Source organism: Nocardia sp. NPDC055050 (assembly GCF_053608345.1).
In genome coordinates, this window is the sequence record NZ_JBSGVG010000016.1 from 1 (window position 1) to 21,954 (window position 21,954).

The 21,954-nt window shown below is 69.2% G+C and carries 21 protein-coding genes; 5 read left to right on the plus strand and 16 right to left on the minus strand.

The genetic code is table 11. From position 1 onward, the window contains the following. Positions 1-83: 83 nt before the first annotated feature. The 14 genes from ACWGCN_RS18430 to ACWGCN_RS18495 all read right to left on the minus strand — a co-directional run bounded on the left by ACWGCN_RS18430 (position 84) and on the right by ACWGCN_RS18495 (position 15,128). On the minus strand, positions 84-1,577 hold the full coding sequence (locus ACWGCN_RS18430) for an MFS transporter (protein ID WP_378992529.1): 1,494 nt from the start codon (positions 1,575-1,577) through the stop codon (positions 84-86). Positions 1,578-1,809: 232 nt separating this feature from the next. Then, entirely contained in the window at positions 1,810-3,081 is a 1,272-nt protein-coding gene (locus ACWGCN_RS18435) for an FAD-binding oxidoreductase (protein WP_378660387.1), read from the minus strand. A 51-nt stretch (positions 3,082-3,132) separates the two neighbouring features. After that, complete coding sequence (locus ACWGCN_RS18440; protein ID WP_452460162.1) at positions 3,133-4,686, minus strand: alkaline phosphatase D family protein; 1,554 nt, start codon at positions 4,684-4,686, stop codon at positions 3,133-3,135. Between the two features lie 97 nt (positions 4,687-4,783). Beyond that, a complete protein-coding gene (locus ACWGCN_RS18445) occupies positions 4,784-6,163 on the minus strand; it encodes an ABC1 kinase family protein (protein ID WP_379313483.1) in 1,380 nt (459 codons plus the stop codon). A gap of 174 nt (positions 6,164-6,337) precedes the next feature. Further along, entirely contained in the window at positions 6,338-7,066 is a 729-nt protein-coding gene (locus tag ACWGCN_RS18450) for a lysophospholipid acyltransferase family protein (RefSeq protein ID WP_378992532.1), read from the minus strand. 113 nt (positions 7,067-7,179) lie between these two features. Continuing rightward, on the minus strand, positions 7,180-8,175 hold the full coding sequence (locus ACWGCN_RS18455) for an ROK family protein (RefSeq protein ID WP_378636564.1): 996 nt from the start codon (positions 8,173-8,175) through the stop codon (positions 7,180-7,182). Next, positions 8,172-8,873: a hypothetical protein gene (locus ACWGCN_RS18460; RefSeq protein ID WP_452460163.1), complete on the minus strand. Its 702-nt coding sequence runs from the start codon at positions 8,871-8,873 to the stop codon at positions 8,172-8,174. Before ACWGCN_RS18460 ends, ACWGCN_RS18455 begins: the two co-directional genes overlap by 4 nt. Further along, positions 8,863-10,143 (minus strand): ArsA family ATPase, encoded by a 1,281-nt coding sequence (locus tag ACWGCN_RS18465; RefSeq protein WP_452460165.1) that lies wholly within the window; start codon positions 10,141-10,143, stop codon positions 8,863-8,865. Before ACWGCN_RS18465 ends, ACWGCN_RS18460 begins: the two co-directional genes overlap by 11 nt. Then, complete coding sequence (locus ACWGCN_RS18470; protein ID WP_378992534.1) at positions 10,140-10,577, minus strand: SRPBCC family protein; 438 nt, start codon at positions 10,575-10,577, stop codon at positions 10,140-10,142. Before ACWGCN_RS18470 ends, ACWGCN_RS18465 begins: the two co-directional genes overlap by 4 nt. A 39-nt stretch (positions 10,578-10,616) precedes the next feature. Beyond that, positions 10,617-11,012: a polyketide cyclase / dehydrase and lipid transport gene (locus tag ACWGCN_RS18475; RefSeq protein WP_378992536.1), complete on the minus strand. Its 396-nt coding sequence runs from the start codon at positions 11,010-11,012 to the stop codon at positions 10,617-10,619. A gap of 43 nt (positions 11,013-11,055) precedes the next feature. Beyond that, on the minus strand, positions 11,056-12,183 hold the full coding sequence (locus tag ACWGCN_RS18480) for a glycosyltransferase family 4 protein (protein ID WP_452460164.1): 1,128 nt from the start codon (positions 12,181-12,183) through the stop codon (positions 11,056-11,058). A 69-nt stretch (positions 12,184-12,252) separates the two neighbouring features. Continuing rightward, positions 12,253-13,260 (minus strand): peptidase MA family metallohydrolase, encoded by a 1,008-nt coding sequence (locus ACWGCN_RS18485; RefSeq protein ID WP_378992540.1) that lies wholly within the window; start codon positions 13,258-13,260, stop codon positions 12,253-12,255. 9 nt (positions 13,261-13,269) lie between these two features. After that, positions 13,270-14,334: an NlpC/P60 family protein gene (locus tag ACWGCN_RS18490; RefSeq protein ID WP_379314817.1), complete on the minus strand. Its 1,065-nt coding sequence runs from the start codon at positions 14,332-14,334 to the stop codon at positions 13,270-13,272. Positions 14,335-14,558: 224 nt separating this feature from the next. Then, positions 14,559-15,128 carry a C40 family peptidase gene (locus tag ACWGCN_RS18495; RefSeq protein WP_378636581.1) on the minus strand — a complete coding sequence of 190 codons (570 nt, stop codon included), beginning with the start codon at positions 15,126-15,128 and terminating at the stop codon, positions 14,559-14,561. A 712-nt stretch (positions 15,129-15,840) separates the two neighbouring features. Between ACWGCN_RS18495 and ACWGCN_RS18500 the strand changes: the two genes are divergently transcribed. From ACWGCN_RS18500 to ACWGCN_RS18510, 3 genes are all read left to right on the plus strand, one after another. Beyond that, positions 15,841-17,700, plus strand: coding sequence for a DEDD exonuclease domain-containing protein (locus ACWGCN_RS18500; RefSeq protein ID WP_452458760.1), 1,860 nt, complete (start codon positions 15,841-15,843; stop codon positions 17,698-17,700). Positions 17,701-17,805: 105 nt separating this feature from the next. After that, entirely contained in the window at positions 17,806-18,357 is a 552-nt protein-coding gene (gene trpF, locus ACWGCN_RS18505; protein ID WP_452458759.1) for a phosphoribosylanthranilate isomerase, read from the plus strand. A 4-nt stretch (positions 18,358-18,361) separates the two neighbouring features. After that, the gene (locus tag ACWGCN_RS18510) at positions 18,362-18,637 is read left to right on the plus strand and encodes an Lrp/AsnC family transcriptional regulator (protein WP_101463603.1); all 276 of its coding nucleotides are present in this window, start codon (positions 18,362-18,364) and stop codon (positions 18,635-18,637) included. Between the two features lie 10 nt (positions 18,638-18,647). Here the strand turns inward: ACWGCN_RS18510 and trpD are convergent, their stop codons facing one another. Next, complete coding sequence (gene trpD, locus ACWGCN_RS18515) at positions 18,648-19,709, minus strand: anthranilate phosphoribosyltransferase (protein WP_378992544.1); 1,062 nt, start codon at positions 19,707-19,709, stop codon at positions 18,648-18,650. 91 nt (positions 19,710-19,800) lie between these two features. Further along, positions 19,801-20,217 (minus strand): hypothetical protein, encoded by a 417-nt coding sequence (locus ACWGCN_RS18520; protein ID WP_378992545.1) that lies wholly within the window; start codon positions 20,215-20,217, stop codon positions 19,801-19,803. 179 nt (positions 20,218-20,396) lie between these two features. Between ACWGCN_RS18520 and ctaE the strand changes: the two genes are divergently transcribed. Together ctaE and qcrC are read left to right on the plus strand one after the other, a co-directional pair. After that, positions 20,397-21,008 (plus strand): aa3-type cytochrome oxidase subunit III, encoded by a 612-nt coding sequence (gene ctaE / locus ACWGCN_RS18525; RefSeq protein ID WP_378712418.1) that lies wholly within the window; start codon positions 20,397-20,399, stop codon positions 21,006-21,008. Positions 21,009-21,065: 57 nt separating this feature from the next. Continuing rightward, on the plus strand, positions 21,066-21,938 hold the full coding sequence (qcrC, locus tag ACWGCN_RS18530) for a cytochrome bc1 complex diheme cytochrome c subunit (RefSeq protein WP_452458758.1): 873 nt from the start codon (positions 21,066-21,068) through the stop codon (positions 21,936-21,938). Positions 21,939-21,954 lie beyond the last annotated feature (16 nt).

Below are 21,954 nucleotides of genomic sequence, written 5' to 3' on the forward strand. Positions count from 1 at the left end.
CCGTTTTCGTTGTCGGAGGATGTCTCCCGAGAACGGCAGAGCCGGTCGTGCGAGCGCACGACCGGCTCTGGGCATCGAATGCCTCAGTGCGCGAACACCAGTCCTTCCTCCGGCCCTTCCACCGTGCGCGGAGCGGACAGCTGCACGATCCGGCGGGGCAGCGCCGCCGCGACCACCGCACCGATGAGCGCGGTCGCACCACCGATCAGGAAGGCGATCGTGAAGCCGCGGTCCAGATAGAACACCGCGCCCTGCGTCATCTCCGGCGGGATCGGCGCGATGTAGGAGTTGTTCATGATCGTGAAGGCGATAACCGGCAGGACGGCGGGGAACACGCTCTGCGAGACGCCGACGATGCTCGCGGTGCCTGCCTGCAACTGCGGCGGCACGGCCTCGATCAGCAGATTCGGGATCGCGGCGTAGGCCATGCCCATGCCCGTGCCGAAGATGCCCGCGAAGACGATCAGCAGGGGCTTGCTGTCGTGCACGGCGGCGGTCAGCACGAATCCGACGGCCATCAGCAGCATGCCGCAGGTCATCAGGATGCGGGGGCGGACGTCGCGGCGGCCGACGAGCACACCCACGAGCACGCCGCCGACCACCACCATCAGCCCCACCGGCGCCTGGAAGATCGCGAAACCCTCCGCGGTGACGCCGAATCCGTAGTCGAGCCCGAACACGGCGGGCGTCATGGCCATCATCGGCAGCAGGATGGTGAACAGCCCGCTGGCGCCGTAGCAGAGTCCGGCGCCGATCGTGGTGAGCAGCACCGAACGGCGGCCGAGCACATCGAGGTCGATCAGCGGTTCCCGGATCATTCGCGCGCTCGCCAGCCAGGCCAGCAGCAGCACCACGCCACCGAAGAGGTACGCCATGGTCGTACTGTCACGCCAGCCCCAGGTCGGTCCGAAGCTGACCGCGATGAGGATGCCGGCGATGCCGCCGCCGAGCAGAATCGCTCCGAGCGGGTCGATCCGTGAGCGCAGCCGCACCGACGACTCGGCCGTCGTGAAGAAGATCAGCGCGCCCAGCACGGCGAGACCGATGACGAAGAACCAGAAGATGCTGCGGAATCCGTGGTTGTCGATCAGCCACCCGGTGAGGAACGGCGCGGGAATCGCGATCAACCCCATGCCGCTGGTCGCGATGCTCACCGCCAGCGCGATCGTCTTCGCCGGGAACACGTCCCGGATCAGCGAGTAGCTCAGGAACAGGCAGGGGATGAGCAGGCCGGTCAGCGCACGGCCCGCGATCAGGACGGCGTAGCTGCCCGCGATCGCCGACAGCAGCGATCCCGCCGCTGCCACGGTCACGCACCCGAGCAGGGCTTTGCGCTTGCCGTACATGTCCGCCAGCTTGCCGATCAGCGGCGCGGTGACGGCGCCGACCAGCAGGAACGACGTCAGCAGCCAGGCGCCCTGGGTGGTCTGGTAGTGCGCGGCGATCGACGGTAGCGCCGTCGAGATCATCATGTAGCTCACCGCGAGCATCTCCAGCAGGAGCACGATCGAGGCGAGCGAGAAGATCAGGCGTGGGGTCCAGCGGTCCACGGCGGGTGTCGGAGTGGGAGCGACCATCAGAGGTCCTTTCGAGGATGGGGCCCGCATTCGACGAACGATCGAAATGCGTAACCGACATCACACTTTCTCCGCGTGATCCGTAGAGCCGACTATCCCATCCACTGGGAGATGGATATGACTGATAGTCAGATAGCCGCCGTCGGACCCGACGTGACCAGCGGGTTCGGCGTGTAACACAGTGCGCGAATACGCGCAGCCGGGCGAAACGCCGAACCCGCCGAGTCCGTCCTCAGACGCTGTAGCGCAGGCCCTGCTCCGAGCGGCAGATGTCGTCGATGCCCGAGACGATCTCGCGCAGCTGCTCCGAGGGCAGGGCCGAGGGACGCAGGCGGCAGGTGAAGGTGATCAGGCCGTAGTCGGCGGGCGTGAGGCCGCGGGCGGCGGCTTCGGCGCGCAGGTACTCCGAGCGCACGCCGTAGGTCATCGCGGAGATGACGGTGAAGCAGCCCGAGCGCTCGCGGTGCGCCGAGAACAGATCGTGCAGGCCGTAGAAGACCGAACCGTAGTTGGCCAGCGGGGCGAACACGCCGACGCGGTAGGCGGGGCCGCGTTCGGAGGAGTTGATGACGGTGTCGGCCAGGTACTCGGCGTCGCGCATGGTGAGGACCTTCGGCGCGAACATCAGCGCGCCCGCCGCCGCGTTGCGGACCGGCATGCCCGCGCGGCCGCCCGCGGCGGAAGCGATGGCGCCCAGCGACTTCCGAGTCCGCGTGCCGACCTCACGCCGGGCCCGCAGGCCGCGCGTGGGGGCGGTGGGGTACAGGCTCGACCACTGACCGAAACGGACGGCACCGAGGGTCACCTGGCCGGTGCCGACCGGGCGCGCCACCTTCAGCGGGGCGGTGTCGACCCAGCGACCGACCTGCAGCGCCGCGCTGCCGGGGTTGGTGATCTCGTTGGTCGCGTGCTCGACGAAGGAGTCGAAGTCGAGGAACCGGTCGGCGTCGGTGGTGAGCATGGTGTGGTCTTTGTCGACCTCGACCACGTCCAGGGTGAGGGCGGTGATGATGCCCGCGCGACCGCCCGCGCCGAGGATGCGGTGGAACCGCTCGGTGTGGTGGCCGCGCCCGCAGGTGCCGATCCGGCCGTCGGGGTCGACGTACTCGAGGTCGACGATCTGGTCGATGAACATGCCGTAGCGGTGTGAGGCGGTGCTCACCCCGCCGACGGAGGCGAAGCCGCCCGCGGTGATGTCGCGATGATCGCCGACCACCGGCAGGCCGAGACCGTGCGCGCCGAGCCTGCGGTCGATCTCGGACAGCTTCGCGCCCGCCTGCACGCGCACGGTGCGCCGGCCCAGGTTGATGTCGAGCACCGAATTCATCTTGCGCAGCGAGAGCGCCCCGCGCTGATCGGTCAGGCCATAGGACTCTTCGGTCTGTTCACCGCCGCGCACCGTCAACCGTTCCGACCGACCGCGCGAATCACGCACAGTGCGAACGACATCCGCCGTATCGGTGGGGAGATATTCTTCGGAGATGACGGTATGCGGCGTGCCCATGACCGCATAGCTAACCATAGGTGCGCGGTTCTTGCGCAGGGTACTTCGCACCTATTTCCGCGTGGGCGCGAGTTGCTTGGTGAACAGGACTTTTCCGGTCGCGTCGCACAAGTTGACGGTCATTTCTCCGGTGCGGCCGTCGATTTTCACCTCGCCGAAGTGCTGGTACTCCGGATCCATCGGGGAGGTGTTCGCGGTGGGCGGCGCGTGGACGTAGACCGCCTCGGGCCCGAAGGTGGGATCGAGAGGGTTGGGGCCGAACGCGCCCGCGTTGAGCGGGCCCGAGACGAACTCCCAGAACTCGTCGAAATCGGTGAAGGCGGCGCGGGCGGGGGAGTAGTGGTGCGCGGCGGTGTAGTGGACATCCGCGGTGAGCCAGACGACATCGCCGACCTTGTTCGCCTTGATCGCCGAGAGCACCTGGGCGATCTCGGTCTCGCGGCCCGACGGTGCGCCGGGGGCGGCGTTGGCGGGGCCTTCGAAGGCGGTCTTGCCGTCGGGGACGACCACACCCAGCGGCAGGTCGGCGGCGACGATCTTCCAGGTGGCCTTGGAGTTCTTCAACCCCTCGGTGAGCCAGGCGATCTGGGCGGCGCCGAGGATCTGGCCCTGGGGCGCGGTATTGGCGGTGTTGGCGTCCTTGTAGGCGCGCATGTCCAGGACGAACACGTCCAGCAGCGGGCCGTAGGAGATCTTGCGGTAGAGGCGGCCGTCGACGGCTTCCTTGGGCTCCAACGGCATCCACTCGTGGAAGGCCTGCCACGAACGCGTAGCGAGGGTGTCCATGCTGCGCTCGGTGTAGCCCTTGTCGGCGGCGACCGTGCCGCCGGGGGACCAGTTGTTGGTGGTCTCGTGGTCGTCCCACTGGACGATCTGGGCGACGGCGGCGTTGAACCGGCGGTAGTTGTCGTCGGTGAGGTTGTAGGCGTAGTTGCCGCGGAACTGGTCGAGGGTTTCCGCGGGGGCGTTTTTCGCTTCGGCGGTGATGTTGCGCCAGATCCGCCCGTCGGGCAGCGTCACCGATTCCTTCAGCGCGTTGTCGGCGTAGATGCAGTCGCCGGAATGCAGGAACAGGTGCGGGTCGCGAGCGGCCATGGCGGAGAACACCTTCATGCCGCCCAGGTCCGGGTTGATCCCGAAACCCTGGCCGGCGACGTCACCGGACCACAGCAGCGAGATGTCGGCGGGCGCGGTCGGCGCCGTGCGGAACACGCCGGTGAGCGTCTCCGAGCTGGCGCCGCCCTCCCTGTCGAGGCGTACCCGGTAGTGCACGAGCTGCCCGGCGGGCAGACCGTTCACCCGCACCCGTCCGGTGCCGTCGGTAGCCGGGGTGAGCAGCGGCCCCGTGAATCGCTTGACGTCGGTGAACTTCTCGCTCGCCGACGTCTCCACCACCAGCGTCGCGGGCGTATCCGAGCGAGCCCAGATCAGGGCGCCATCACTACGCGGATCCCCGACCGCCACCCCGTGCGTGAGCGAAGGCCTGGCTCGTACCAATGCGGGCCCATCGTCACCGCAGGCCACCAGGGCGGGAGCGGTCACCACACCGAGGGCGGTTGCGCGCAGCAGCGTGCGCCGAGACATCGCGAAATCCGAAACAGCCATGAACGTCACGGTGCGCCACCGGTCGGAACACCCGGTCGTTAGCAAGGCAACGGAACATGAACGATGCCGTACGGCAGACCGAACTCGGGTGAGGCGTCTACAGCCCCGCGGCGGCGGCGGTTTCGGGGTACCAGCGGGTGCATTCGGCGCGGAGGGGGACGGCGGTGTGGAGTTGGCACAGCACTGCCAGACCGCCGAGGAAGGAGCGCAGGATCGGGGTGTGGGCGGGGGGCATGGTGAGTTGGCGCAGGATGTTCGTCAGACGCAGGTCGGTGGCGAGGCGGACCTGTTCGCGGAGCCAGTCGGCCGAGAGCGGGTAGGTGGGGGCGAGGAGGGCTTCGCGGACCGGTTGCAGGCGGGCGGCGACGGTGGCGATGTCGAGGTCGCGGTCGGGGGCGACGAAGCCGTGGCGGCGCATGGCGGCCTCGAGGTCGGCGGGGGAGTCGGCGATGACGGCGGCGCCGACATCGCTCGCGACGTCGAGGAAGGTGCCGGGCCACGGTGTGCAGGCGCCGAAGTCGACCACGCCGAGCCGGCCGTCGGGCATGCGAAGGAAATTACCGGGGTGCGGGTCGCCGTAGACGAGGGCGGCGCGGGCGGGAGCGGAGAACAGGAAGCGCATGATCAGCACGCCGAGCCGGTCGAGTTCGTTCGCATTGCCGCGAATGATCAACCGGGACAGGGGAACACCGTCGAGCCATTCGGTGACCAGTACGTCACCGTGCTGGGCGATCACCCGGCTCACCACGACATCGGGGTCGTCGGCGAAGGCGGTGGCGAAGGCGCGCTGGTTGACGGCCTCGCGGGCGTAGTCGAGTTCGTCGCGGATCTCGTTGCACAGCGCCTCCACCACCGGGCGGGTGTCGGCGCCGGGCAGCAGTGCGGTGAACAACGGTGTGGCGCGTCGCAGAGCTTGCAGGTCGGCCAGCACCGCGCGGCGGGAGCCGGGGTACATGACCTTGACCGCGACCTGCGTGCCGTCGTGCCAGCGGGCCCGATGGACCTGGCCGACCGAGGCGGCGGCGGAGGCGCGGTCGTCGAATTCGAGGAACAGCGAGCGCCAGTCCGGGCCGAGATGGGTGGCGAGCTCGGCGTGGACCGCGCCCGGAAGCATGGCGGGCGCCGAATCGTGCAGTCGGGCAAGGGCTTGGCGATACGGTTCGGCCAGGTCGGGGGCCAGGCCGAGTTCGAGCAGGCCGAGGAGTTGGCCCAGTTTCGCGACACAGCCCTTGAGCTCGCCGAGTACCTGGAAGAGGTGTTCGGCGGTGCGAACGCGGATGTCGCGGTCGACGGCGGCGGGGTCGCGACCCGCGGCGCGTTTGCCGAAGCCCGCGATGCGGCGGCCCGCGTAGGCCACCGGTACCGCGGCCAAGCGCGCGCTGCGCACTACCCGGCCGGTGGGCGGATTGCCGTCACGCGGGGTCGTCCGCCGGGCGAACGGCATGACGCGGCCCTCGTCGGATTCGCCTCCGGCCATCGTCTACCTCGCTGTCCCCGACGCCCGCCACCTGTGGTGGCCGCCCGCCCGTGCCTGGCAAAGGTTACCAATCGGGCGCGAAGGTGTCCGGGCAACGGCGGACGCGTGCGCGGAGAAACGATCCGGGCAACGACGACGTACGCCGGTTCATCGTGTGGCGCACCAGGGTTCGGCTCAGCCGGCCTTGGTCTCGGGGATGCGGGTGGCGTCGATCTGGTTGTCGGTGGGCGCGACGCCCTTCTTGAGGCTGTGCGCGTACACGTCGACATATTCCTGGCCGGTGAGCCGCATCAGCTCGTACATCACCTCGTCGGTGACAGCGCGTTCGACGAAGCGGTTACCGCTCATGCCCTCGTAGCGCGAGAAATCAAGAGGCGCACCGAACTTCAGCGTGACCTTCTGGCGACGCCACTTGAACGGTCCGGGCGGGCTCACCTTGTCGGTGCCGATCACCGCGACCGGGATCACCGGGACGCCGGTCTCCAGCGCGAGGCGCGCCATGCCGGTCTTGCCCTTGTAGAGGCGGCCGTCGGGGGAGCGGGTGCCCTCGGGGTACAGGCCGACGAGGCGACCTTCGTCGAGGAGTTTGGTGGCGGCGATGAGTGCGTCGTCGGCAGCCGAGGCGCCACTGCGATCGATCGGGTACTGGCCGGTGCCGCTGAAGAAGAACTTCTGCAGGCGCCCCTTGAAGCCGGGGGTGGTGAAGTACTCCGCCTTGGCGAGGTAGTTGATCCGCCGCGGGCTCAGCAGCGGTGCGAACAGCCAGTCGGAGAACGACAGATGGTTACCCGCCATGATCGCCGGTCCATCGGCCGGGACGTTCTCGAGGCCCTCGACAACGGGCCGGTTGTACAGATGCATGAACGGTCCCGGGAAGACGTACTTGAGCAGCCAATAGAACATGGCGTCCTTTCTTCGGACCGGGATCGTGGTGTGCGGCTTCGGACAACGACTTTACCGCTGGTCGCAGGTCACAACCAACCCGAGCTGGTAGCTGGAGCACATGGCTGTGACCCTTATCTCGCCGCGCGACCGGCCACCGGCGCATCGACCGCCGCCCTGGCCAATTCCGCGGCGCCGATCATGCCCGCGGCCTCCCCGAGCTGCGTGGTGCGCAGACGCGCCAGCGGCCGATGCCCGGCTCCGGTGACCGCGCTCGCGTAGTGTTCGCGAGCCTCGTCGAGGAACAGCGGCGCCGAACTGCTCACCCCGCCCGCGATCACCACGAGGTCGGGATCGAACAGATCGCTGACGAAGGCGAGGCCGAGTCCGAGCCACCGCGCGAAGTCGGCCATCACCCGCACCGCGAGCGGATCGCCGTCCTGTGCGGCGCCCGCGACCCGGCGGCCGGTGAGCGAGCCGGGGTCGCGCAGCACATCGCGCGCCAGCACCGAACGCACGGGGTCGGTGGCGAGCATTTCGATGGCGGTGTCGGCCAGCGCCGTTCCGCTGCAGTAGCGCTCCCAGCATCCGTGTTTGCCGCACGGACAGGCACGGCCCTCGGGCACGACCTGGAGATGGCCGAGTTCGGGGGCGATGCCGTGGCTGCCGCGATAGAGCTGACCGTCGATGAGCAGCGCGGCGCCGATGCCGGTGCCGATCGCGACGAGCACCACCGTCTGCCCGCCCGCCGCCGCACCGAAGCGGTACTCGGCCCAGCCCGCGGCGTTCGCGTCGTGTTCGAGGATCACCGGCAGGCCCAGCCGCGCGGTGAGCCGTTGGGCGACCGGGGCGTTCTGCCACGGCAGGTGCGGTGCGAACAGGACCGTCGATTGATCGGTCGAGATGAAACCGGCGACGGCCAGCCCCACCGCCGCGATCGGATGCCGCCGGGCCAGCTCGCGCACCGAGCGGTCGATCGCGTCCTCGAGGGCGCGCGCCGAATGCGGGGTCGGCGCCTGCACAGTGTCGAGCACCTCGCCGTCGACGTCGACCACCGAGGCACGAATGTTGGTGCCACCCACATCGATGCCGACGGTGAGCAGGTGTTGAGGGTCGATCCTGCTGGTCATCCCCGGATCGTCACCGGAATGTCGACATATTGCGAGCGCGGCGCGCGGGCAGCGGCCGACCGATCCTCGGCGGTGGGCCTGGGGCGCTGGTTCGGGTTGGCGGCCGTCGGCGGCGCGGTGGTGGCGAATGCGTCAGCGTCCGGCGCGGTCGCGTCGGCGCGGTCGGGTTCGGGGGTGATGTGTGGTGTGCGCGTGGTCCGCGGCGCGTTGTACTCGTCGACCCGGCGCGGGCGAGGGGCGCTGGACTGGTCCGGGCGCGGGGCTCGCGAGCGCGGGCTGGAACCCGGATCCTGCAGACCCGTGGCACCGCTGGGGCGTGGGGGCTGACCTGTGGGCTCGTGTGCGGTGGCATGGTCGTCGGCCGAATTCGGGTGTCCCGCAGCGTGCTCGGCCCATTCCGGCGGGAGGACCGGTTCGACGGGAATGCCCGCGAGGGCTTCGCGCAGGACCGTCACCATGGAGGTGCCGTGGTCGGCGAGGGCCGCGACGACGTCGTGGTGGTCGCCGCGCAGCAGGGCCGCGGCCGCACAGACCGGGCACCAGGCGCAACCGCCCAGGTCGGCCCGACCGTCGGCGGCGGTGCGGCGTAGCACGGGTTCGACCCGGGCGAGGAGAACTTCGGAGAGTAGGCGCAGCTCCTCGGTGAACTCGGCGAAGCCGTCGTGGCCGTGGCGCTCGGACTGGGAGTCAGTGCTCATCTGCGGTGGCCTTCGTGTAGTTCGGATCGGCGGGCCACACCCGCGGATCGGGCCGGAAGCGGACCACGAGGTGACCGGTGTCGAGTTCGGCGCCCGCCACTGTGCAGCGTCGCAGCACCGGCGCGAGGCGTACGCGTGTGCGTACCCCGTCGGCTCCCACGATCAGATCGTCCTCCACTCGGCCCAGCCGCAAGGTGCCGGGATCGACTACCGGCAGCCGCATCCGCATCGCGTACACGGAGTCGACACCGGAGCCGGACTCCCATCGAACCATCGGTTCGCCCGAATCCGCGCCCTGAGCGTGTTGTGCGGGCAGCGTGTCGACCGAATGCGAGAAGGCCGCCAGCGAATTCACCCCCACCGGCTCGGCGCCGGCGTGCTGGGCGATCAGGATCGGGACATCGGTGAGTTGCTCGTGCAGCCGGGCCACCACCTCGAGTTGCTCGGCGCGGCGGTTCAGATACCAGTGCACGGCCGGGTGGGCGTTGTCGCTTGGCGGTGGCACCGGGGCCAGCACCTTGTTCACCACCACCGCGTCCATCCGCAGGCCCAGCAACGCGGCCGCCGAACGCACCCGCCGCGCCTCGGCGACGGCGACCTGTTCGGGCCCGGTGATCAGGCGGGCGCTGGTGCGGGTGCGGTCGGCGAGGAGATCGCGGACCTGGGTCACCGCGACCACGACCCGTTCGACCGCGGCCGCGAGCACCGCCTTGCGGAGATCCAGTCCGATCGCGCTCATCGTGCGCGCATGCCGGGGCCAGAGGCGTTCGAGATAGTTGAGCATGGTGTCGGGGGCGGTGACGATGCGCAGCATGTCGGCCGAGGGCGGGCAATCGACGACGATGACGTCCCAGTCGTTCTCCTCGGCGTACTGGGCGATCTCGACCAGCATCAGCAGTTCCTGCACACCGGGCAGCCCGGTCAGCTCGGCCGGGTCCAGCGCGGCGAGGTCGAAGCCGTGATCGTGGCCGCCGCCTGTGGCGAGCATCGTCACCACATCGCGGAAACGGTCCTCGAGCAGGGCGAGGGAATCGATCTCGATCACCTCGATGCCGGGCGCCACCCGGGCCACCCCGGCGACGGTGCCCGGATCGTGCGGGAAACGGAAACCGAGCGCGTCGCCGAGCGAATGGGCCTGATCCAGCGAGGCGATCAGCACACGCTGACCCGAGCGGGCATAGGTCATGCTCGTCGCGCAGGCCAGCGTCGTCTTCCCGACACCACCCTTGCCGACGAACAGTTCGACGCGGGTACCGCCCGGGGCGCTCAGCCTTCGACCCGCTTCTTGAGCTCGTTGAGCGCGGTGTCGGTGATGACCTTCTCGGCTTTACGTTTGAACATGCCGATCATCGGGATGTTCAGGTCGACGGTGAGTTCGTAGACCACCTCGGTGCCACCCCCCGGCCGGTCCCGGAGTTCGTAGCTGCCGTCCTGGGCCTTCTGCAGGTCACCTTCGAGCAGCCGCCAGCTCACCGCTTTGCCGTCGGCGCGCCAGGTGTAGGACAGCACGTAGGTGTCCTTGACGACGCCGGCGTCGAGCACGAACCGTGCGGTGGCCGCGCGCCCTTCGGCATCGCGATCGACGACTTCGACCGACTTCGCGGCGGCCACCCACTCCGGATAGGACTCCAGATCCGCGATAACGGCCATCACCTGCTGCGACGGTGCGTCGATGAGAATCGATCTCTGAGTCCGGTCGGCCATGGCAGCCAAGCCCTCATTTCTGTCTGGGAACGATGCCTGTCAGGGGGCGGCGGGGATCGCGGGCGCGACGCCCGCGGGGCGACCGGCTTCTAGTCGTGCTTTGAGTTCGAAGGCCATGTTGCGGCCCGCGACCCGGCGGGCGCGATTGGCCGCGGCCAGCGCGCGCGGCGGCTTCGACGCGGCCGTGGTGGGCTCGGCGTGCAGGAAGTAGTGCAGGATGGCGCCCTCGGGGACGGCCTCGAGCCATACCTCCATGGTGCCGGTCAGCGCGCCTGCCACCGTCCAGCGGATGCCTTTGTCGCCGCGATCCTCGCGCACATCGAGGCGCAGGTCGGGCCACCAGCGGCGCCAGTTGTTCGCGGCGCTGAGCACCTCGGCGATCGCGGTGCCGGGTGCGGCGAGGAAGGTCTGATCTGCGACCTGGATACTGCTCACCCGGCTGAGCGTAGTGGACGCCACATCGGGCCCGGCCAAGGTGTCACCGCAGCAGTTCCCGCAACCGGGCGCCCTGACGGTCCCAATGCCAGTTCCGCTCCACCCAGGCCCGGCCCGCGGCGCCCATCTCGGCCGCCTTGTCCCGGTCGGTGAGCAGCTCGACGATGGCATCGCTGATCTGCGGGACCGACCGGCCGTGCACCACGATGCCGGTCTCGCCCTCGCACACCGTCTCGGGGGCGCCGCCGGAGTCACCCGCCACGACCGGGACCCCGGTCGCGGATGCCTCGAGGAAGACGATCCCGAGCCCCTCGACGTCCAGGCCCGCCCCGCGTGTGCGGCACGGCATCGCGAACACATCGGCGATCGTGTGATGGGCGGCCAGCTCGCCGGAGGGCACCCGCCCGGTGAACACCACACTGTCCTGCACGCCGAGCGCCTCGGCCAGCGCGCGCAGGCGCGTCTCGTACGGTCCACCGCCGGCGATCACCAGCACCGCGCCGTCGACGCGCTCGCGGATCTCGCTCATCGCCACGATCAGCATGTCCTGGCCCTTGCGCGGGACCAGCCGCGACAGGCACAGCACGGTCGGGCGCTGGCCGAGGCCGTAGCGGGCGCGCAGCTCCTCCCGGGCGGCCGGGTCGGGCCGGAACTCGGTGGGGTCGACGCCCGGCGGCAGATGCTCGAGGGCCGCGCGCGGACCGAAGGCCGAGGCGAAACGGCCGCGGGTGTACTTGCTGACGTAGGTCACCACATCGGTGTGCTCGCCGATCGACCGCAGCACCTGGCGCGAACCGGGCAGCATCGACCAGCCGACCTCGTGACCGTGGGTACTGGCCAGGATGCGCTCCGCGCCCGCGCGCCGCAGCATCGGCGCCATCGCCGCCAGGGGAGCGGCCGCGCCGAACCACACGGTGTCGCAGCCGTGTTCGCGCAGCAGCGCACTCGCCCGCTTGATGACCGCGGGGGTCGGCAACATCAGTGTCGTCGGATGACGCACCACCTGGAACTTCTGCGCGGCGTCGAACTTCTCGTGGCTGTCACCGCGCCAGCGCGGGGCGTACACCACCAGGTCCTCGGGCGGCAGCTGATTCGACAGCGCCTGCAGATACGACTGGATTCCGCCCGGCCGAGGCGGGAAATCGTTGGTAACCAGCAGAGTTCGGGCCATAAGAGAACAACCTAATCGGTCGGCTGACGGGTGGGCGGACGTGGTCGGGCGTACCCGCGCCTGCGCCCGTCATGCGGCGCGGCCGCGCAACCAGGCCCGCCACCCGTCCAGCAACTCGGCGCGCGAGGCCCCGAGCACGGCGGTGAACGCCGCATCCTGGGCCGCGGGGGATTGCGGGCCGGTGGCCAGGCGCTTGTACAAGGTGGTGAGGGCGGCGGTGCCGTAGCGGTCGGCGAGGAAGGCGCAGGTGCTCCACGCGCTTTCGTAGGCGTAGGCCGCGTCGACACCGGTGAAATCGGTATCGGCGACGAGTTCGGTGGGTAGGGCGCCGCCGCGCAACCGGGTGGTCAGCGTGGGCGCGATCTGGGAGAAGGTGGTCTGCTGATCGCGCTGAGCGACGTACTCCGCGAAGCCCTCCAGCATCCACAGCGGTGCGCCGTCGGCGGTGTCGGCTCGGGTGGCGAGGTGGGTGAGTTCGTGGCGCAGCAGCGTGGCCATGCCCTCGTTGCCGACCCGCCTGCGGGCGTCGGGGTTGAACACGATGCGCTGGTCGGTGGGCTGGGTGCCCGGGGTGTAGGACCCGGTGAGCGACACGGCGGCCACGTCGGCGCCGGTGGCGCCCGCGGACCTGGTCAGCGCGGTGAATTCGGCGGGAGTGCTCGCCACGACCACCACGGGCGCGCGATTCCACTCGGTGCCCCACACCGCGCTCACATCCGAAATGGCTCGGCCCAGCTGTTGTTCGAGGACATCGAGATCGGCGCGATGGCTGGGGTGGGCCACCAGCAGCGCCGGGGCCGCGGCACCGTCGGCGACTTCACGCACCAGGATCGGGCCATAGGGTTGCAGCTCGCGGCGCACCGGACTCAAGCGCGGATTGTCGATGCCCTCGGAGGTGTCGAGTACTTCGGCCTCGTCGGTGGCCAGCTGCAACGGACCCGCGTTGCGCGGCACCAGGATCAGTGCCACGCACGCCCCGGTCAGCAGTGTGACCGAGGCGAGCGTGATGCAGAATTCCAGGCGGCCGTTCGACGAGAACCACGAACGCAGGCCCGAGCGGGGGGACGGATCGGTCACCGGTCTTGCTCAGTATCGCCGGGCCGAGTGGTACGGGGTGGTGTTGATCGGCGCGACAGCGACCGGCACGCCGAACGTGGAGGCGTGCACCATCATTCCGTTGCCCGCGTAGATGCCGACGTGGGTGATGTCGGGATAGAACAGGATCACGTCGCCGGGCAGCAGTTCGTCCTTGGACACCGGCGTGCCGTAGCCCGCCTGCTGGGAACTGGTGCGCGGCACGTTCTTGCCGACCTGCTTGAACGCCCACTGCACGAGACCGGAGCAGTCGAACTGATCGGGCCCGGTGGCGCCCCAGACATACGGATCGCCGACGCGGGTGAGGGCGGCGGCCAGCGCGCTGGTGCCGCTGCCGGGGACCAGGCCCGCGAGCAGCGAATCACGGTCGAAGCCAGGGGGGAACGGTGAACCGGCCAGCGTCGACTTGTCGCGCGCCGAGAGCTGGCTCCACGCCTCGACCACCGAGGTGGTCGAGGCGGCGAGGTCCTGGCGTTTGCGTTCGACGTCGGCGCGCACCGCGTCGGCGGCGGTGGTCGCGGCGTGCGCCGCCTCGGCGGCGGTGCGGGCGACGGCGTCGGCCGCGGTGGCGGCGTCGGCGGCCTGCTTGAACTGGCGGACCGTGTCGGTGGTCTGCTGGGCGAGCACGTCCAGCGTCGACATCTTGTCCAGCAACTGCTGCGGTGAACCGCTCGACAGCACAGCGAACATGCTGTTGGTGCGTACGCCGGTATAGGCGGCCACGGCGGTGCGGTCGATCATCGGCTGGAACCTGCGCACTTCGGCGCGGGCGGCCTCGACGACCGCGGAGGTGGCGGCGACCTTGTCGTCGGCTTCGCGTTGCAGCGCGAGCTTGGCGTCGAGATCGCCTTGCGCGGTGAGTGCGAGCTGGTTGAGCTGCTCGGACTGGCGAGAGAGGTCGACCATGCGCGAGATCGCGTCGGTCGCGGTGGTCGGCAGGGCCACGGGGTCGGCACCGGAGGGGCCGGCGGTGTAGATCGCGCACACCAGGATCGCGGCGGAAAGGGCTCCGGCGAAACCACGCGTGGCGTGCGAATTCCGGTGGTGTGCAGTCACAGTGGCCCGTGCCCCGTTCTCTCGTTGTCCGCCGATACAGCGCACTACCTGAGCGCGATCTCCTCGTCAGCCGAGAAGGTCTCGATCAGGTTACGGAACTGTATGCAGTCGTGTCCAGTAAAGGTACGTGCGCCGTCCAACCCAGTGGACGGCGCACGTACCCGGACGATCAGTGCCGTGACGGTGCGCACTTCCCCGCGAACTGCGCATCATGCGGCATTCGATCAGAAGCGTCGAGCACCCGCGAACGGCATCGACGACAGCGACGCGATCTGAACGGGGGTGCCCGCGGTGGAGGCGTGCACGACATTGCCGTCACCGGCGTACAGGCCGGAGTGGCCGCCGCCGTAGAACGACACCATGTCGCCGGGCTGCAGGGCATCGATGGAGACCGGGGTGCCGGCGCCCAGCTGGGCGTCGCTGGTGCGCGGAATGTCCATGCCGGCCTGGGCGTAGGCCCACTGGACCAGACCCGAGCAGTCGAAGGCGTTCGGGCCCGCGGCGCCGTAGACGTAAGGCGAGCCGATCTTGCTCAGCGCGGCATCGAGGGCGATGTCGGCGGCGGTGGCGCGCGGTGCGGTGAAAACCTGCGGCGCGGCCGGGATCTCGATGCCGGGGACGCCCTGGGGCAGCGGAATCTCGTTCGGAACCTCGAAAGTGCCGATGCCGGGCACGGTCACCGGGGTGGCCGATGCCGGGGCGGCCGGCAGGAGGAACGCGCCGATGGTGGCAGCGCCGACGGCTCCGACGGCAACGGCACGCTGCGCCTGACGCTTGACGGTGTTGTTCGCCATGATGCGGAACTTCCAATCTGCCCCACGACGCCGTGTCCGTTTGACGCGGCGGGCTTCGTCTCGCTGACCGTTTCCGATCGGCGGGACTCCGTGAGGTCTCAAAAAGGTTACGAAGACATCACGGGGGTTTGTAAAGTCGGACATCGGTCCAAGGGGGGTTTCGGCTGATATCACCGAAGAATGTGTGCGAGCTGAGTCACACCCGATCACGAAACGATAACGCCAGGTCGCGGCGATCGAGATTTCCGGGCGCTACCGGCGCGTCGCCAATAGGGTTCGCGCGGCGATTTCGGTACCCAGAATCGGTAAATCCGCAGGTCGTACACGCTCGGAGTGCGGTTTGCCTGCGTGTCGGACGGTCCGCCTCACGGGCGGCGCGCCGTAAGCTGCGGCGCGCGCAGAGCGGTAAGGCCGATTACCCATTGAAATCTGATGAACTCATGTGAATTCGATAAGAATGTGAGCCCGGTCACAAATCAGTTTGATCTTGGGCATTTTGTTCGCATCAGAACGAAAGTCTCGCGCCGAATTGTCGGCTCCGAAGATCACGGCCCCGGGTTGTGCCGGGTCGCGGGACGGGTCGCCGGGTGGTTCTCTCCGACATCTACTGGCCATGGCCGACTCGATGCGCTCGGAGGAGGTGCGCCCGAGCGGCTGGGCGGTCATCGAGTTCGGGCCGAGCTTGTCGGACCCCCGTCCTACGCTGCTCGCCGTGCCCGATCCCGTTCCGCTCCCGGCTGCCGCTCGGCAGTTGGCCTTCGACGAGCTCGATACCCCGCTGTATGCCACCACTTTCGTCGTCGTCGACCTCGAAACGACCGGGACCAGCGCTGATCGGGACGCGATCACCGAGATCGGGGCGGTGAAGGTGCGCGGCGGTGAGGTGCTGGGGGAGTTCGCGACCCTGGTGAATCCGGGGTACGCGATTCCGCCCGCCATCGTGCAGATCACCGGGATCACCACGGCGATGGTGTACGAGGCGCCGCGGATCGAGGGGGTGCTGCCGGGGTTCTTCGAGTTCGCCGCCGGGGCAGTGCTGGTGGCGCACAACGCGCGGTTCGACACCGCGTTTCTCAAAGCGGCCGCGGCGCGTCAGGACATCGCGTGGCCCAATCCGCAGGTGTTGTGCACCGTGAAGCTGGCGCGGCGGGTGCTCACGCGTGACGAGGCCCCGTCGGCACGACTCGGGGTGCTGGCACAGCTCCTCGGTGCGTCGACGACACCGACGCACCGCGCGCTCGACGACGCCCGCGCCACCGTCGACGTGCTGCACGCGTTGATCGGCCGGGTCGGCAATCAGGGCGTACACAGCCTGACCGAGCTGCTCGACTACCTGCCCGGCGTCACCGGAACCCAGCGCGCCAAGCGCACTTTCGCGACCGATCTGCCTGCCGCGCCCGGCGTCTATCTCTTCCGCGGACCGTCGGACGAAGTCCTCTATATAGGGACTGCGGTGAATCTGCGCCGTCGCGTCCGCAACTACTTCACCGGTTCGGAGACCCGCGGCCGGATGAAAGAGATGGTGACACTGGCGATTCGGGTCGACCATGTGGTGTGCGCGCACGGCCTCGAAGCCGGGGTGCGCGAGCTGCGGTTGCTCGCCGCGCACGCGCCGCCGTACAACCGCCGCTCCAAATTCCCCAAGCGTGGGTGGTGGCTCACCCTGAGCGAGGAGGCGTTCCCCCGGTTGACCGCGGTGCGCACCCCGACCCGAACCGCGGTGGGGCCGTTCAATTCCCGGACCGACGCCGTCGACGTGGCGTCCACGATCGCCGAATTCGCCGGAATCCGAACCTGCGCCACCCGCCTCACCCGCACGGCCAAACACACCTGCCCGCCCGCGGTGGTCGGCGGCTGTCCCGCCGCACGCCACGACGGTGACCACGACGCCACGAGCTACGCTCCGGCCGTCGACGCGGTCCGCGACCTGTTCACCGGCCGCGCCGACACCCTGCTCCGCGCGATGATAGATCGAATCGAAACATATTCCACCGCAGAGCATTTCGAGGCAGCGGCGCGCTTGCGCGACCGCACCGCCACCGTGGTCACGAAACTGCACCGCACCCAGCGTCTCGCCGCCCTCGCTCGCCTCGCGGAACTGATCATCGCTCTCCCCGACGGTGCGGGCGGCTGGGAATTCTCTGTCATCCGCTACGGCCGCCTCGCCGCCGCGGGCACCGCTGCGCGCGGCACCCCACCGATGGCCGTTGTCGATCAGATCGTCGCCGCCGCCGAAACAGTGATCCCCGACCTGGGCATCGCGTCGCCGGGTAGCGGGACCCAGCGTTCGGCAGCTGAGTCCGATCGGGTGAATGCGCCGGAAGTAGCGTTCTTCCTCGACGGTGCGGTCGTCGACCTCGGCGACCGCATCCCACCCCTGCGCGGAGCCCCACCGGAGGAAGTCGGCGTCATCGCTCGCTGGCTTGCCAAACCCGGCGCGCGGATCGTGCGGACCAGCGACGGGTACCACGAACCGCTGCACGGTGCGGCGCGCTGGGTGGGCTGGGCGCAGCTCGCGCGCACGGCCGCGACCACCAGGAGCGAACAGGAGGAGTATCTGGCCGAACGCTGACGAGCCACACCGGGGCGGCCGAGGCAGGCGAGAACAACCCGTCCTGGATCATGGACGACGACTCCGCGCACGGTGGCGGGGCCCGAGGACAAGGAGCAGCGGCGAATGTTCGTGAAGGTGTGCGGTCTGACCACCGAGGAACAGATCGACTGGGCGATCGAGCTCGGGTACTCCGCGATCGGCGTCATGGTGACGACGAAGAGCAAGCGCTACCGCACCCCCGAACAGGCACGCGCGCTCGCCGGCTACGCGGGTGGTCGCATCACCACCTTCGCTGTCGCCCTCGAGGCGAGCGAGGTCGCCGAGGTAGCGGACGCGTTCGACGTCGTGCAGCTCTATGAGTGGACCGACCTGCCGAACCTGGCCTTCTGCTCCTCGAACCCGCCGGAACCGGGTCAGACCAGCGAATACTTCTTCTACGACGCCAGCGCGGGCTCCGGTGTGTTCGAGGAATTCCCCGATTGGGTCCGCGCGCAACCGGGCCGGGTGGTGCTGGCGGGCGGCCTGGACCCCGACAACGTCGCCGATGTGATCGCCCGGCACCGTCCCTATGGCGTGGACGTGTCCAGTTCGGTGGAAGCGGCACCCGGGGTGAAGAGCTATGACCTGATGCGTCGATTCAAAGCGGCCACCGAGCGGCCCGAAGTTCTAGAGTGATCCCATGATTACCGCGATCGTGATGATCCAGGCGCAGAACTCTCGCATCCCCGAGACCGCGCAGGCCCTCGCCGACACCGAAGGAGTCGCCGAGGTGTACTCCTGCGCCGGTGACGTGGACCTGATCGCGATCGTGCGCGTGCGCGACCACGCGCGCATCGCCGAAGTGGTCACCGCGGGCATCGACAAGGTGGACGGCGTGGTCCGCACCACCACCCACATCGCGTTCAAGTCCTATTCCAGCGCCGACGTGGAAGCCGGATTCTCGCTGGGGGAGTGAGCCTTCGGGGTCAGTTCTCGTCGAGCGTCCTGGTGAGTTCGGCCCAGCTCTGCAGCAGCTTCGCCGCCGCCCCGCTGTCCACCGCGGCGGCGGCGCGCTCTAGCCCGTCGGTCAGTGCCGCGTCCAGGTCGAGATCGACATCGCCGACCCCGCGCGAGAGGTCGTAAGCCACGATCGCCGCGGCCGAGTTCAACAGCACCGCGTCACGGACAGGTCCGGCCGTCCCCGCGAAGACATCGCGCGCGACCTGGGCGTTGACCTCGGCATCTCCGCCACGCAGGTCGTCCAGGTCCACCCTCGCGATGCCGAGCCGCGTCGGATCGATCAGCGTTCGACGGATCCGCCCACCACTGACCACCCACACGTCGGTCAGATCCGAAGTGGTGATCTCGTCGAGCCCGTCACGCCCACGCACGACCAGCGCACTCGACCCACGCGCCTCGAACACCCCGGCGATCACGGGCGCGAGATCGGCGAACGCGCACCCGATCAGCCCGGCGCGCGGCTGGGCCGGATTGGTCAGCGGGCCCAACACGTTGAACACGGTCGGAATGCCGATCTCCTTGCGCGCCGCCCCGGCGAAACGCAGCCCGGAGTGGAACAGCGGCGCGAAACAGAACCCGATCCCCGCCTCGCGCACCGATCGCGCCACCGACCCGGGTCCGAGCGCGAGCTTCACACCCAGCGCTTCGAGCACATCGGCACCACCGGACTTCGACGACGCCGCCCGGTTCCCGTGCTTGACCACGGGGACCCCGGCCGCGGCCACGACCACCGCGGACATGGTCGAGATGTTCACCGACCCCGAACGATCGCCGCCGGTGCCGACGACATCGACCGCGTCGCCGTCGACGTGAACCAGCCGCGCGTGCCCGAGCATCCCGGCCACCATGCCCGCCAGTTCGGTCGGCGTGGGGCCCTTGATCTTCATGGCGACCCCGAACGCCGCGATCTGGGCGGCGGTGGCGTTGTCGGTGAAGATCTCGTCGATCACCCAGGTGGTGTCGTCCGCGGCCAGGTCGCCACCGTCGGCGAGGGTTCCGAGCACCTGGGCCCAGCTGCGCACGCTCATCTGCTCTGCTTCTCCTTCGACGACACCGTTGCGCCACTGTAGATCGGGCGCGCGGAGGTGGCGCAAGGTCTTTTGCGCCGTCGGGCAAAGTTTACGGGGCGGTGCGCGGGGGTTGCAGCGCGTCCCAGCCGTCGGCGACGCCGTCGTGGCGCTGGGCGAGCCCGGCCATCCGCGAGCGTTCCTGCGAGCAGGTCAGCGGATCGAGCCGTTGCACCCGCTGCAGGATGATCGGGACCAGGTCCGCGGCCGGCGCGGCGGGCTCGGCGCGTTCGTATCCGTCATACCCGGCGATCTCGCACGCGGCCTCGATCTGCCCGGCGGGCAGCCGCAGATGGTGGCGCAACACCGCATCGGCCTCCCGATCCAGCTCGCTCGCCCGATCCAGCGCCGTCGAACAAGCCTCGACATCGTCGAAACTCGACGCGACCACCACAAGATCGTCGCGCCCCGGGTCCAACTCCCGCGCCGACCCACCGAACAGCCGCCGCCACATCCGCACCACGACCATCGCCGCCTCCTCGTCTCAGCCTATCCACATCCAACGCTGTCACAATGAGTTGTCGCGCGGTCGTCGCCAACACGCCGACGGAAGTCGTAGACCCCCTCTGTGCGTGGGTTTTCCGACTGGCGCCACAAACTTTCGTACCCGGGTACATGTGTCGTACTACGAAGAGTCATACTTACCCCGTGACGACCGCAGTAGGCACCCCAGGATCGGCCATTACTCAGCGTGTGCATTCGCTGAACCGGCCCAACATGGTCAGCGTCGGAACCATCATCTGGCTGTCGAGCGAGCTGATGTTCTTCGCCGGGCTGTTCGCCATGTACTTCGTTGCTCGCGCGCAGGCGCACGGGAACTGGCCCCCGGAGCCGACCGAGCTGAACATGAAGCTCGCGATTCCGGTGACGGCCGTGCTGATCGCGTCCTCGTTCACCTGCCAGATGGGTGTGTTCGCGGCGGAGAAGGGCGACGTGTTCGGCCTTCGTCGCTGGTACAGCATCACCCTGCTGATGGGCGCGTTCTTCGTCGCCGGGCAGGGCTACGAGTACTACCACCTGGTGGAGGAGGGAACTTCGATCGCCGGCAGCTCGTACGGCTCGGTTTTCTACATCACCACCGGCTTCCACGGTCTGCACGTGATCGGCGGTCTGATCGCGTTCGTGTTCCTGCTCGTCCGCACCACGCTGAGCAAGTTCACCCCCGCCCAGGCCACCGCCGCGATCGTGGTGTCCTACTACTGGCACTTCGTCGACATCGTCTGGATCGGGCTGTTCGCCACGATCTACTTCGTCCGATAGCGCGCGGCGCGCACAGCATTTGCACAAGTCGGTTCCGTCTACTCCAAAGGGACACAGATGAGTTCATCTCCCCCGTCGGCCCCAGAGCCCGCCGGCCCCGGCGCCGGGCAGGACGCACAGGCCGCCAAGGCGCGTAAGCAGCGCCGCGCCCGTCGTCGTATCGCGGGTGCTCTCGCGCTGATGATCGGCTTGGTCGGAGCCGGCTTCCTGGCGACCGCGCTCACCCCGCAGGCGCAGGTCGCGACCGCGCACGAGGACCAGTCCGCGCTCATCCGCGAGGGCAAGCAGCTCTACGACACCTCCTGCATCACGTGCCACGGCGCGAACCTGCAGGGTGTCGCCGACCGTGGTCCGAGCCTGATCGGCGTCGGCGAGGCCGCGGTCTACTTCCAGGTCTCCTCCGGCCGCATGCCGATGGCCGCCAACGGTGCCCAGGCGCTGCGCAAGCCGGAGAAGTTCGACGCGCACCAGACCGACGCGCTCGGCGCGTACGTCGCCGCCAACGGCGGTGGCCCCTCGGTGATCCGCGACGCCAACGGTGAGATCGCCCAGGAGTCGCTGCGCGGCGACGACATCGCCCGTGGCTCGGAGCTGTTCCGCATGAACTGCGCCTCCTGCCACAACTTCACCGGTCGCGGTGGCGCGCTCTCCGGCGGCAAGTTCGCGCCGCCGCTGGCCGAGGCCACTGAGCAGCAGATCTACCAGGCGATGGTCACCGGCCCGCAGAACATGCCCAAGTTCTCCGACCGGCAGCTGACGTCGGAGGAGAAGCGCGACATCGTCGCCTACGTCAAGAACTCCGCCGAGGAGAAGTCGCCCGGCGGCTGGGATCTCGGCGGGTTCGGTCCGGCGACCGAAGGTTTGGCGATCTGGGTCATCGGCATCACCGCCGTGGTCGGCGCCGCGATGTGGATCGGATCGCGGTCATGATCGGTCAGTGCGCGGA

What these genes read in the sequence shown, in the direction of transcription:
- ACWGCN_RS18430 (WP_378992529.1), bottom strand. Translation starts at nt 1,577, where the DNA reads ATGGTCGCTCCCACTCCGACACCCGCCGTGGACCGCTGGACCCCACGC.
- ACWGCN_RS18435 (WP_378660387.1), bottom strand. Translation starts at nt 3,081, where the DNA reads ATGGGCACGCCGCATACCGTCATCTCCGAAGAATATCTCCCCACCGAT.
- ACWGCN_RS18440 (WP_452460162.1), bottom strand. Translation starts at nt 4,686, where the DNA reads ATGGCTGTTTCGGATTTCGCGATGTCTCGGCGCACGCTGCTGCGCGCA.
- ACWGCN_RS18445 (WP_379313483.1), bottom strand. Translation starts at nt 6,163, where the DNA reads ATGGCCGGAGGCGAATCCGACGAGGGCCGCGTCATGCCGTTCGCCCGG.
- ACWGCN_RS18450 (WP_378992532.1), bottom strand. Translation starts at nt 7,066, where the DNA reads ATGTTCTATTGGCTGCTCAAGTACGTCTTCCCGGGACCGTTCATGCAT.
- ACWGCN_RS18455 (WP_378636564.1), bottom strand. Translation starts at nt 8,175, where the DNA reads ATGACCAGCAGGATCGACCCTCAACACCTGCTCACCGTCGGCATCGAT.
- ACWGCN_RS18460 (WP_452460163.1), bottom strand. Translation starts at nt 8,873, where the DNA reads ATGAGCACTGACTCCCAGTCCGAGCGCCACGGCCACGACGGCTTCGCC.
- ACWGCN_RS18470 (WP_378992534.1), bottom strand. Translation starts at nt 10,577, where the DNA reads ATGGCCGACCGGACTCAGAGATCGATTCTCATCGACGCACCGTCGCAG.
- ACWGCN_RS18480 (WP_452460164.1), bottom strand. Translation starts at nt 12,183, where the DNA reads ATGGCCCGAACTCTGCTGGTTACCAACGATTTCCCGCCTCGGCCGGGC.
- ACWGCN_RS18495 (WP_378636581.1), bottom strand. Translation starts at nt 15,128, where the DNA reads ATGGCGAACAACACCGTCAAGCGTCAGGCGCAGCGTGCCGTTGCCGTC.
- trpF (WP_452458759.1), top strand. Translation starts at nt 17,806, where the DNA reads ATGTTCGTGAAGGTGTGCGGTCTGACCACCGAGGAACAGATCGACTGG.
- ACWGCN_RS18510 (WP_101463603.1), top strand. Translation starts at nt 18,362, where the DNA reads ATGATTACCGCGATCGTGATGATCCAGGCGCAGAACTCTCGCATCCCC.
- trpD (WP_378992544.1), bottom strand. Translation starts at nt 19,709, where the DNA reads ATGAGCGTGCGCAGCTGGGCCCAGGTGCTCGGAACCCTCGCCGACGGT.
- ACWGCN_RS18520 (WP_378992545.1), bottom strand. Translation starts at nt 20,217, where the DNA reads ATGGTCGTGGTGCGGATGTGGCGGCGGCTGTTCGGTGGGTCGGCGCGG.
- qcrC (WP_452458758.1), top strand. Translation starts at nt 21,066, where the DNA reads ATGAGTTCATCTCCCCCGTCGGCCCCAGAGCCCGCCGGCCCCGGCGCC.